This is a genomic window from Gilliamella sp. Choc5-1 (assembly GCF_001690595.1).
Lineage (GTDB): Bacteria > Pseudomonadota > Gammaproteobacteria > Enterobacterales > Orbaceae > Gilliamella > Gilliamella apicola_M.
This window is the reverse complement of record NZ_LZHH01000081.1, coordinates 1-12,452: the sequence shown is the minus strand read 5'-3', so window position 1 is coordinate 12,452 and position 12,452 is coordinate 1. Positions and strand designations below refer to the sequence as shown.

Genomic DNA, 12,452 nt, shown 5'->3' with positions numbered 1-12,452 from the left:
AAAGATAAATATTAAAATTATTTATAATTTAGTTAGTTAAGCAATAAACTAATAAATTATATCAATAATACCGATGTTAAATAAACGAAATAATTTATACAACAATAAGTGCTAAAAAAAGATTATTGAAATAATATCGTTCAAAAATATTGTTTCAATAACAAAAATAACGTATTTTAAATAAGAAAATGCATTTATTTTCGATTTCTTAACGGCTCTATGGTGGGGATGTTGTTGGTGATATTGATAAATCATAATGTTAATTATTATTTTGTTTTATTTCATGGAGTAAGCATATTATGTTAGATATGCCACTAGCTAACTGGCGCACCATTACCGCCACCTCGTCTATGCCTTTATATGCGGTGCTTTCTAACGTCAGTGATGCGCAAGCCGTTAAAAACTACTATATTACCGATGGCTCGCAAACGCCTTATGGCCTTTATACTGGCACCCCTTACGAGCACTGGTTTTCAGTAATGCCTATGCTAGTTAGGCTTGATGAGCACAGCCCTTTTTTAGATTGGGTAAACAACACCGAGTATAAAGACTGGGGCTGGCTGGCGCGCTCTCATTTACCCTTTGAAGACATCTGCGCGCATTTACGCAGCTTAACTCAAGCCATAATGCCCGATGGCGAAACAGTCTTTTTTCGCTACTGGGATGGTGAGTACCTGTCAACCATGCTTGATTATTTTACCGATAGCTGGCAAGACGTGCTCCCTGCCTTTGCCTTTTACTGGATTAATCACCAATCGCATGTGGTGCATGTACCACTTGAACAAGCCGTGCAAACATCGCCTTGGTGGCAGGTGCCACAAAAGCTATTAGAACAATTATCTACAGCCAAACCTAAGCTTTTAGTTGACCACATTTTACAATTATTACAAGAAAACTATTTAGATATTTATACCGCCTTTCCTTATCAAGTATTAGAAACAAAAATAATTCATCTTTTATCGTTATCAACCAAAAAACAAAACGTATTTGATTTTATATTGCAGCAGTTGAATCAAGAAAAAAGGGAAACTTAATATGGACAAGAATATAAATAAGATTCTCAATAAGGTTAACAACGAGCTTCCACCAATATATGTAAGCCCAGAAGGAATGATTGATGCACAAGAAGGAGCTATTCGTTCATCAATTATTAATTTTCTTACTGCAAAAGATGAAGACCCACAATTTTATATTAAAAGAGCCAATATTTTATTAACTGAATTAAAAACTTGTTTATCTACATTTTCAAAGGAAACACAAGACGAATATAAAGCAAGGATGAGTCGATGGGGCGCATCGAATGTGATTCCTTATATTGATATTAAAGAAAAACTACTGAGCAATAAACGCTCAACACAAGTCGTTAATATCAATAAGCCTTATTGTGCCAAATGTGCGAATAAAGGGAAAGTCAAAATCAGTTATAATATGGAGGGGCTCAACAACGAAAAAGTCATTTTAAGTCAAGTTAAAATTCAATTAATCCCTTATCAAACTAAATTTTTTTCCCCTATTGGTGCTAACACGGTTAATATACCGCCGATTAAAATAGAAGAAAATATCCGCCTTTCTGAAGCTGAAAAACAAGAGTATATCATTACACTTGATGAAAACGGTGAAGCAGAGCTTGACTGGTCAGACGAAAAATTTGCCAAATATTCAGAATATCATATCGTGGTATTACCCGTCGAAAAAGGCGATGTCGACAACTGGTTACAAGCTTATCAAATGATAATCGATGAGTTACATCAAAATTTACAAGAGAACTGGACCAATGAAATATTGCCGGAATGGGAATCCTATTCTACATTAGAGATTACAGAACAATATAAGTTATTATCTCAATGGTGGAATGTTGGGCTGGTAACAGGGGTTGATGAAGAATTAGAAAAATATAAAAAAGCGTTAGGAAAACTTAAAGAATGGGATTTTCGTGGCTGGCTTGATGAGTCATTAAAAGACCGAGTGATGAGTGATGAACCCACTCTAACCCTATTACAAGACGAAGTTCGGTTTTATATCGCCGCTTATTACGCTCAAAGCTGGATGGCGATGCTGCCTCCTCATTATAAAATGGTATTTTCTGGTAAAGTGTATTCAGCCATGATGATATCGATAATTGAATGGGTTGCCGAATTCATTGTTGAAGCATTGATTTCTAAAGGTCTTATTGCAGCACTAAGCAAATCAGTTAGTGCTATAAATAGTGGTAGCCGATTTCTTAACTCAATGACCAAAATGAGCGATGGCTTAAAAAAAGGTATGAAAGCAATCACCCCCAATAAAGCTATCTTGGGGGGGAATGGTATTAATGCGGTTAAGCATATCAAATCATCAAGTCAATACATTAAATTATCTTCACGTTTGAAGCCATGGATACAAATAGTTGAGAAAAAATTTGCCAATATAAAATCAAAATTGCCTCAGCTTGCTAATAAAAAAGGAACTACTCGCAATGCGCCTGTCAGTGCCGACCCGATATCGATGGTAACGGGAGAAGAGCAACTCACCCTTCATGATGGTGAATTTAAAGGTTTATTGCCTTTTATCTGGCAGCGCTGTTACCGAAGCAGTGCCGTTGAGCATAATATTGGGCTAGGCTATGGATGGAGCCACTCTTTGGCGCATTACTTACTGTTTGAAGGCGAAGAGGTTATCTGGCTGGATGATGAAAATTTATTTACCACTTTTCCTCTACCCACACAAAAAGCGCCCATTGTTATTAATCCAGTAGCTGAATCGGCTATTTATTTAGGCAACATGCCTGATGAATACATCCTGTCTAAAGGTCACAGTCTAGTGCAATATCACTTTAAACGGATTGAACAGACAGCCTATTTAAGCGCCATTACAGATAAGTATGGTCATCGACTGGATGTCGTTTATGACAATAATCAGCGCCTAATAGCCCTGCAACCTCAGGAAGATAAATCACGGCGGTTAGCGTTTGGTTATCGTGATAAACAATCGATACTTATCGATACAGTCGCTATTCAAACTTTAGTTGCAGGGGAATGGCAAACGCTGCAAACCCTAATGCATTATCACTATAATGAACATCATCAGCTTATTGGCGCAACCAACGTAGCCGGTCAAACCGAATCTTATGAATATGACGCATTAAATGTTATTCAAAAACGAACTATGGCCGGTGGTGCTGAATTTAACTGGACTTGGGAGGGCGAAGGTCAAGATGCGCGTTGTTTACGTCAATGGGGTAACTTTGGACAGTTAGATGAAAGTTACACTTGGCAGGATGAAAACGTGATAGTCACCATGGCGGATGGCAGTCAAAAATCCTACTCACATAAAGACGGCTTACTACAATCAGAAACCGATGCTAATGGGGCAACAAAAACTTATCAGTATAATGAAGAGGGACTTAAAACCGTTGAGATTGATGCTTTAGGTAATCAAACCCGCTATGAATATACGGTTAATGCAGAGTTAAAAACCATTATTTACCCAGATGATAGTTATGAAGATTATACTTGGCAATATGGGCGAATTATTCGTATTGAAAAAAATGGCCTGATATGGCGATTACGTTATAACCATCACAATGATATTATTGAGGTCGAAACACCGGACGGTTTACTCACTCGTCATAGCTATAATGAACATGGACAGCGTTTATCGACACAATATCCTGATGGTAATGAACAACATTTTACTTGGGGTGAACGGGGCGAATTACAACAGCAACGCTTTTCTGATGGTCGTTTTGTTGAATTTAGTTATGATGCTTTACTTCGGCTCACTAAAGTCAGTAATGAACAACAGGCCGAAACCTATTATACTTATGATGCCTTAGGCCAAATCACTAAAATCACCTATCCGAATAACACTACCCGTGAATATCGATATAACGCTTATGGCAAAGTGACTTGGTTTAAAGATGAAACGGGTAAAGTGACTGAATATGACTACGCCTTGCCGTTACATTTAATGACCGAAAAGCGACTGCCGGATGGCGGACGGCTTAAATTTCGTTATGATAATATTCACCTGCAAGTGAGTGAAATTGAAAATCAAAAAGGAGAACGCTACTACTTAAGCTATACCCCAACCGGTCAACTGAGTGAAGAAATTGGTTTTGACGGTATAAAAACGACTTATCATTACGATTTAAATGGTTATTTAATTGAAAAACAAGAATATGGTGACCGATATGATGAAAAACCGCTCATTACCCGTTACCATCGTGATATTAGCGGCAAACTAAGGGTAAAAGAATTACCGGATGGCGTAAAAGAGCACTATAGTTACAATCATAACGGACTATTAACGCAAATACTCGATGGACAATCGGTTTTAGGATGGGAATATGATGAAGTCGGGCGTTTAACGGCTGAACACCAAAACTGGGCGACTATCCGCCATCGCTATGATGATAACACTGGCTTACTCAGTGGCACTAAACTGCCCGATGGGCAATGGTTAGAATATTATCATCTTAATGGGCAATTACGGGGCATAACGTTAGATGGGCAGTCGTTAATCGGCATGTTTTATGATAACTTGGGGCGTGAATGTGAGCGTCGTCAAGGCAATGGACTGGTTAACCGCTATCAATACGACCCACTGGGGCAACTTATTGCCCATCAACGCTATCACGGTTATGATATCAGCACACAGACCTCGCCATCCCCGCTTTGGCAACAGCACTACCACTACACTCCTGATGGGCAGCTTGCCGAAATCACAGGGGCACAGCCACGCCGTTACCACTATGATAACGCCGGTCAGCTACACACCGTCACTTATCCTGAGGCCAACCCCGAGCATCATCATGCTGAAAAAGTTGAGCTTTTTGATTATGACCAAACCGGCAATAAAATAACAGAAACCCAAGCACTGGCACCTGCGCCGTTTCACGCCAATATTGCCAAAGGCAACCGCTTAACCTTTTTTAGTGACAAACACTTTGAATATGACCGCTTTGGTAATCTGATTGCTGAAAAGCGCGGAAAAGACCACAGCCTAGTCACCCACTATGAGTACGACTGCCGGCACCGGTTAATCAAAGTCATTAAACCGACAGGGCTTACTATCACCTATACTTATGATGCCTTTAATCGGCGTACTAGCAAAACCGTGGATGGCAAAACTATTGAATTTATCTGGCAAGGTAGCCGGCTTATTGCCGAAACGGATAATGATAAACACTGGCAAACCTACCTTTACGAGCCGGACTCCTACCGCCCATTAGCCCTTGTGCACGGCAATGCACAGCAAGATAATATCAAACTCTACTGGTACCAAAACGACCACCTCGGCACCCCCATTGCCCTAACCAGCAACATGGGTGACACCCTCTATGAATGCCAGTATAATGCTTATGGGCAGATAATAAACGAAACCTACCATCAAGACGATTTCCAAACCCTGCCGGATAACCCGTTAAGATTCCAAGGGCAATATTATGATGAAGAAACAGGACTTCATTATAATCTAAATCGTTATTACGACCCATTTACAGGCAGGTATATCACCCAAGATCCGCTTGGTATACTAGGCGGACTAAATAGTTACCAATATGCCGGTAGTGATCCGATAAATTGGGTTGATCCGTTAGGGTTGGTTAAGGTTGGAAATAGTGGGTTTGAGGGGGTTGCAGGAAAGAAAGCAACTACATCTGAAAGTATTCCCAATATTAAAGGGACTCAAGTTGGATTAAGAAATCCAGCCCAAATAGACTCTATAAAACATGATATGATAAATGGAATTTATGATTTTAAAAAAATCGACAATATTATAGCTGGATATGTTGATAGCAAAGGAAATTATTATATTACAGAAGGTCATCATAGAATGGCTGCTGCAATGGAAATTTATAAAGAAACAGGAAATGCTTCTTATGTAAAAAAACTATTATCTAATGGAAAATGGACAGAGACACAAAAACCGCCTATTGATGCAAGACCTCTACCTAGAAGGTGAACGTTATGATGAAAAATGAAATTTATGTTGAAATGTTAGAATGGGCTTTACCTTACATTAGAAATATTCAATCACAAAATGCAATTAGAAAAGCGAATGATGAATCTTGTTATTATGAAGCTGAGCTAGTTCACAATTTACCTAAGAAGATATTGGTTCAAGATTTTACGGAAAGTGATATTCATTTTATGAATAATCAGGCTAAATTTTATTATGATAATTGTAATGAAGATATATCTCCAAATTATCGAGGGCATATAGAAAGAATAAAAAAATTATTTGAATTAGTTCCTTATCAGCTAAAAAATAAATTAATATGGAGTGGTCCTCAATAAGGAACAAATCCTATGTATTCGCATCACATCCTAAATTTCATGTATTTGCTAATTAAATGTGAAAATTGATTCTATCAACCAAATTAAAAGGGATAGCGTTGGATCGACGAATAGATCGTCCAGTTATGAGCTTTTCTATCAGATGGGCAGCCATTAATCGGTATGCTTTATGATAACGCAGGACGTGAATGTAAGCGTCGTCAAGGTAATAGACTGGTTAATTATGATATCAGCACACAGACCTCGCCATCCCCGCTTTGGCAACAGCACTACCACTACACCCCTGATGGGCAGCTTGCTGAAATCACGGGGGCACAGCCACGCCGTTACCACTATGATAACGCCGGTCAGCTACACACCGTCACTTATCCTGAGGCCAACCCCGAGCATCATCATGCTGAAAAAGTTGAGCTATTTGACTATGACCAAACCGGCAATAAAATAACAGAAACCCAAGCGCTGGCACCTGCGCCGTTTCACGCCAATATTGCCAAAGGCAACCGCTTAACCTTTTTTAGTGACAAACACTTTGAATATGACCGCTTTGGTAACCTCATTGCTGAAAAGCGCGGAAAAGACCACAGCCTAGTCACCCACTATGAGTACGACAGCCGGCACCGGTTAATCAAAGTGATTAAGCCGACGGGGCTCATTATCACCTATACTTATGATGCCTTTAATCGGCGTACTAGCAAAACCGTGGATGGTAAAACCACCGAATTTATCTGGCAAGGTAGCCGGCTTATTGCCGAAACGGATAATGATAAACACTGGTAACCCTACCTTTACGAGCCGGATTCCTACCGCCCATTAGCCCTTGTCCACGGCAATGCACAGCAAGATAATATCAAACTCTACTGGTACCAAAACGACCACCTCGGCACCCCCATTGCCCTAACCAGCAACATGGGTGACACCCTCTATGAATGTCAGTATAATGCTTATGGGCAGATAATAAACGAAACCTACCATCAAGACGATTTCCAAACCCTGCCGGATAACCCGTTAAGATTCCAAGGGCAATATTATGATGAAGAAACAGGACTTCATTATAATCTAAATCGTTATTACGACCCATTTACAGGCAGGTATATCACCCAAGATCCAATTAAGTTATTTGCAGGTTTTAATAACTATTGCTATGTTAATAATGATGTTTCAAATATTGTTGATCCTCTAGGTTTGTGCAATTTACCTTTAATGAAAGATCTGCCTAAAGCAGACGAATTAGCACAAAGCGAGCGAATCACTTTAACAAAGGATTATATTCTTACAAAAATAGATGGTGTTACCCCGCAGGCTTCAAGAATAGTAAGAAAGATAGAAAATGGAGAGCTAAGATTGAATGTTTTGGGTGATGAACTTTTTAATCGATATTTTGATAAAGATGCTGTTGCTATGGCTATAAAAGATAATATTTATGTTCGTAAAAGTTCGCCATCACTGTACAGCGATATAATTCATGAAGGAACCCATGCTTTGGATTATAGTAATAAATTTGGTAAATCCAGTTTGATAAGTATGCGAATTTGGGAAACGAGAGCTTTTGCACAAGAGCGAGCTTTCCAATTAAGGAGTGGTTCACCACTTGAGTTTAGCACTGTCAAAATGATGCTAAAACATATTGAGAAAAATTATCCAAATATTAAATATAATCCATATAAGAATTAAGGCTTATTATGTTATTAGAACTGATGAAAGACTTATTGTTATTTAAACAAGAAGATATTAAATCTCCAATACTCATTTTAGCTATTGATCTAGTAGGTGAAAAAAACTTATATATTATTTCACAGAGATTAGTCGAATGGATCAAAGTAGAAGGTATGAGAAAAAAAACACGCCATCTAGATTTATGGCCAAATATTCCTTGGTGCGAAAATCTAAGATTGCTCATTGAGAAAAATCCCGCATTTTCACAATCATTTAAAGTAGTAAAAAATTATTTAACCTATAATGATAAAGTTACCGAGGAAGAACGACAAAAAGCAATAGAGTATATTGCTAAACATAATTATACTCCACCACCGCTAATATCATTACGAAGATAATTATGTATTTGGTTTAAATCGTTATTACGACCAGTTTACAGGTAGGTACATCACCCAAGATTCGCTTGATATTTTAAGTGATATCAATCTATATCGATATGTAGGTAATAATCCTATTTGATCCTCGCCAAAATATTAGACAGTGCCCACCTCTATCATTTTTTCGTTTTGGTAATATTGTTGTTCATATTGTTCAGGTGATACCCAGCCATTAGCTGAATGACGGCGTATCCGATTATAATAGATTTCAATATATTCAAATAGTGCTTTATTAGCCTGCTTCCTCGTTTTGTAGTAACAGTCATGAATAATGTGTGTTTTGAGTGTATGAAAAAAACTTTCAACAACCGCATTATCAAAGCAATTTCCTCTTCGACTCATGCTTTGCCTTAGCCCATATTGTAACAATAATTGCTTGAAATCAGCACTGCAATATTGGCTTCCTTGGTCACTATGAATGAGTACATTTTTAGGAAATTGACGCCGAAATAAAGCTTGTTTTAATGTATTACACACTAAATGACGGTCTATGTAGCGACTGGTTTGCCTAGCAATCACTTTTCGTCCATATAAATCGATAATCACCGACAAATATAACCAACCTTCCCCCGTTTTAATATAAGTAATATCGGTTACCCATGTTTTATTAGGCTTATCAGGGTTAAATTGCCTATCTAACGTGTTGGGCACAATATTGTGATGAGCCGTGTCTGTTTTATACTTGAATTTACGTGCTGCTTTACTATGCAATCTTAAACTACGTAATCCCAATTGTTGCAAAACACGGCTAATTGTTCGTTCTGAAACTTGATAGCCTGCTTCCCTTGCATCATGAAGCAGGCTTGGCGCACCCAAACGAGCTTTATGTTGCCAATACTGCTTTTGGATATACTCGCTGAGTTTAGCTGATTTGTTTGCTCTTTTTAACCAAGCATAATAACCCGATGCACTGACACCAAGTAATGAGCATATCCTAGTAACGGGATAGCAGGTTAAATGATTTTTCATATAAGCGTACTTCATCGACTTGGATTGTTGATGATATGCACATGCGCCTTTTTTAGTATATCATTAGCCATTTTCAGTTCTTTAATCTCTTTTTCTAACGCCATTATCCGCTGTTGCTCAGCGGTTAACTCTCGACGGCTAGTTTTATTCCGGGAAAGTTGCCTAATCCATTTATCTAGGGTTGATTTACCCACACCTAGATGGTTGGCAAGTTCGCTGATAGAAAGGTGTGCATTAGATAACGCATAATCCACTGATTGTTGTTTGAATTCGATACTAAATTTTTTGACCATAATATTTGTCTCCTATGATTTTTGTTTATATCATAGAGGCAACTTTTGTCCACTTTTTTGGCGAGGATCAATTAGCGGAATAGAGCTATTAGGATTGGATTTAATAGAACTTAGAACAGGTATAATGCCTCCAACAACAGAAACTTCCATCTCTCCAGTTTTAGGATATTCATCAAAATATAATGGAGTAACCGTAAAAATCGTGGTTAAGCAAGGCACATTTTCTAAACTACAAGAAATAGGTATTGCAGCAAATTCTGCGGCAGCAAAAGTGTTTCCTACTATGTCGATTAAAACTGGAAAATGGATGAAAACAAATACACGTTTTAAAGTTGAAGGTGGGCAAATGACAACCCAACTTGGACAAGGTAGAGGTATAGAAATTTTTAATGAAAATATTGTTCATTTTGAAAAAGTAAAATAAAGGTAAAAATATGCTATTAAAGTTAGAAAATTCAAAAGTACCAATGAAGTTAGTTTATCTCCTATCTGAAGAATTAAAGGCTAAGCCTGAACAAATTACATTGACACAATCACTTACTCTTGATAAGTCAAAACCCTATATGGGATTAAAAGGTACCCATGGTCTTTTTGGATCACAGGAATGGTGGGATAACATTAACCAAGATCGAATACCTTTACAGTATGTAACTGGAATAATAACTAGAACTTATGTGGCAGGTCAAGATCCATCATCAATTGATAATAGTTTTAGTTTATTATTAAACGATGGCTCTACGTGTGAAGAAAGCATTTATGATTATATTGAAAAAGAAGATAAGAAACTTTTTCAGATAGGTTCTAAAGTTGAAATTGTCTATGCTCATGATGAATTGAAAAGAAGAGGCAGTAATGGAGAAAAGTCTTACTTAGATATAGTATTAGAAATGGCTGTTTCATTAGAGCCTGTATAATAAGTTCCAATTTTAATTGCAGAGAGATTTTATTTAACATATCAAATCAGCAAAGCAAGCCTAATAATTGACTTGCTTTGTTTTAATCATTATTGTATCGACTAGCAGTAAAACTGAATACATCTAGCCATCTACTGTTACACTTTTATTGTTAATTTTTTGATAAATGCTAACAAATTAACTATGACCGTTTTGGTAACCTCATTGCTGAAAAGCGCGGAAAAGACCACAGTCTAGTCACCCACTATGAGCACGACTGCCGGCACCGGTTAATCAAAGTCATTAAGCCGACAGGGCTTACTATCACCTATACTTATGATGCCTTTAATCGGCGTACTAGCAAAACCGTGGATGGTAAAACCACCGAATTTTTTTATTCGTCTCATCCATGAGACTCACCCTTGCAGGGCCAACGCTAAAGCGTTGTTCAAATTTGTTCCAGACAAATTTGTGGCAAGGTAGTCGGCTTATTGCCGAAACCGATAATGATAAACACTGGCAAACCTACCTTTACGAGCCGGATTCCTACCGCCCATTAGCCCTTGTCCACGGCAATGCACAGCAAGATAATATCAAACTCTACTGGTACCAAAACGACCACCTCGGCACCCCCATTGCCCTAACCAGCAACATGGGTGACACGCTCTATGAATGCCAGTATAATGCTTATGGGCAGATAATAAACGAAACCTACCATCAAGACGATTTCCAAGCCCTGCCGGATAACCCGTTAAGGTTCCAAGGGCAATATTATGATGAGGAGACGGGATTACACTACAACCTAAACCGTTATTACGACCCATTTACAGGCAGGTATATCACTCAAGATCCGCTTGGTATACTGGGTGGACTAAATAGTTACCAATATGCCGGTAGTGATCCGATAAATTGGATTGATCCGTTAGGGTTGATTAAGGTTGAAAATAGTGGGTTTGAGGGGGTTGCTAGAAAGGAGGCCAATTCAAATGCAGCCCAATCTGGACTTGATAAATCCGCTGATTTTTCACGTCCATTAACTCCGAGTGATCTTGGAGTGAAAGGAAGGTTGTCTGAATTGGATGGAACCTTTTCGGTTAATGACGGAATAGCTACAGTCAGAGTTGATATGATTAGAGGTGAAATAAATAACCCGTTAAGAATTGTTAATAATTTAATCGATTTAGCAAAAGCAAATGGCGCCACTACATTGAAAATTGAAGGGACAATAGCGAACCCAAAACTATATGATGTATTACAAAAAAGGTATGGGTTAACCAGTCATGGAGCACATGACATTATTATTATTAAATTGAAATAAGAGATTCTATAATGAATATAGAAACAAGAGTTAAAAGAATACTGGTTCCAATGGTAAGGTTCAAAATTGTTAAGGAAAAAAAAAATAATACTCGTTTGGGAAAGATTTTCGGGATATATGATAACTCACCGGAAAACGACTCTATTACTATATGTGAAAATGGTATTAGTTGGACAACCAATCATAACAATATTTATGTTTTATTTAATGATATAAAAAAAACCTCTATTGAGGGAGATAAATCATCGGAAAATATATTAATTTATCTCAAGAATAATCAAATAATAAAACTTCCAGTTAGAGGTAAAAATGGTCGCTTTTCTGATATATTTGAGTTTTTGAGATTTTTAGATCGAGTCTTATCAGAACTGAAATAATCAACATCCTAGTATGTTACTGGAGGATATTATCCTCTTTTAAACTTGCAAAGCAAGTTCAATAATTAATTTGCTTTGCTAAATTTTAATCATTATTGTGTCGATTAACAATAAAACTAAATTCATCTAACTATCTACTATTACGTTGTTAATATTATGATAAAGTTGAACGATTTAGCTACACCTATGATGCCTTTAATCGGCGTACTAGCAAAACCGTGGATGGTAAAACCA

General features: G+C 37.6%; 11 protein-coding genes and 1 pseudogene. 11 read left to right on the top strand and 1 reads right to left on the bottom strand.

Going from position 1 to position 12,452, the window contains the following annotated elements:
• Window positions 1-299 precede the first annotated feature (299 nt).
• The 7 genes and pseudogenes from A9G35_RS07060 to A9G35_RS14140 all read left to right on the top strand — a co-directional run.
• Window positions 300-1,034 carry a DUF4123 domain-containing protein gene (locus A9G35_RS07060; RefSeq protein ID WP_081300151.1) on the top strand — a complete coding sequence of 245 codons (735 nt, stop codon included), beginning with the start codon at window positions 300-302 and terminating at the stop codon, window positions 1,032-1,034.
• A gap of 1 nt (window position 1,035) precedes the next feature.
• Entirely contained in the window at window positions 1,036-5,943 is a 4,908-nt protein-coding gene (locus tag A9G35_RS07055; protein WP_065636267.1) for an RHS repeat-associated core domain-containing protein, read from the top strand.
• A gap of 5 nt (window positions 5,944-5,948) precedes the next feature.
• Window positions 5,949-6,278 (top strand): zinc ABC transporter substrate-binding protein, encoded by a 330-nt coding sequence (locus A9G35_RS07050; protein WP_065636266.1) that lies wholly within the window; start codon window positions 5,949-5,951, stop codon window positions 6,276-6,278.
• Window positions 6,279-6,440: 162 nt separating this feature from the next.
• Window positions 6,441-7,055: an RHS repeat domain-containing protein gene (locus A9G35_RS07045; RefSeq protein WP_065636265.1), complete on the top strand. Its 615-nt coding sequence runs from the start codon at window positions 6,441-6,443 to the stop codon at window positions 7,053-7,055.
• Window positions 7,056-7,124: 69 nt separating this feature from the next.
• Window positions 7,125-7,949: an RHS repeat domain-containing protein gene (locus A9G35_RS07040; protein ID WP_081300150.1), complete on the top strand. Its 825-nt coding sequence runs from the start codon at window positions 7,125-7,127 to the stop codon at window positions 7,947-7,949.
• Between the two features lie 8 nt (window positions 7,950-7,957).
• A complete protein-coding gene (locus A9G35_RS07035) occupies window positions 7,958-8,329 on the top strand; it encodes a hypothetical protein (RefSeq protein ID WP_065636263.1) in 372 nt (123 codons plus the stop codon).
• A 28-nt stretch (window positions 8,330-8,357) separates the two neighbouring features.
• Window positions 8,358-8,450, top strand: a pseudogene (locus tag A9G35_RS14140) (RHS repeat-associated core domain-containing protein); the annotation flags it as partial.
• Between the two features lie 14 nt (window positions 8,451-8,464).
• Here the strand turns inward: A9G35_RS14140 and A9G35_RS07030 are convergent.
• Window positions 8,465-9,630, bottom strand: a protein-coding gene (locus tag A9G35_RS07030; protein ID WP_141673817.1) for an IS3 family transposase whose coding sequence is annotated in 2 segments (ribosomal slippage) — window positions 8,465-9,384 and window positions 9,384-9,630 — 1,167 coding nt in all. Because the reading frame shifts where the segments join, the coding sequence is not laid out codon by codon here.
• Between the two features lie 124 nt (window positions 9,631-9,754).
• On the opposite strand from A9G35_RS07030, the gene A9G35_RS07020 reads away from it, so the two are divergent.
• The 4 genes from A9G35_RS07020 to A9G35_RS07005 all read left to right on the top strand — a co-directional run bounded on the left by A9G35_RS07020 (window position 9,755) and on the right by A9G35_RS07005 (window position 12,218).
• Window positions 9,755-10,054 (top strand): hypothetical protein, encoded by a 300-nt coding sequence (locus A9G35_RS07020; RefSeq protein WP_065636261.1) that lies wholly within the window; start codon window positions 9,755-9,757, stop codon window positions 10,052-10,054.
• A gap of 10 nt (window positions 10,055-10,064) precedes the next feature.
• Window positions 10,065-10,544: a hypothetical protein gene (locus A9G35_RS07015; RefSeq protein WP_065636260.1), complete on the top strand. Its 480-nt coding sequence runs from the start codon at window positions 10,065-10,067 to the stop codon at window positions 10,542-10,544.
• A 388-nt stretch (window positions 10,545-10,932) separates the two neighbouring features.
• Complete coding sequence (locus A9G35_RS07010; protein ID WP_065636259.1) at window positions 10,933-11,841, top strand: RHS repeat-associated core domain-containing protein; 909 nt, start codon at window positions 10,933-10,935, stop codon at window positions 11,839-11,841.
• A gap of 11 nt (window positions 11,842-11,852) precedes the next feature.
• On the top strand, window positions 11,853-12,218 hold the full coding sequence (locus A9G35_RS07005; protein WP_065636258.1) for a hypothetical protein: 366 nt from the start codon (window positions 11,853-11,855) through the stop codon (window positions 12,216-12,218).
• Window positions 12,219-12,452: the final 234 nt, after the last annotated feature.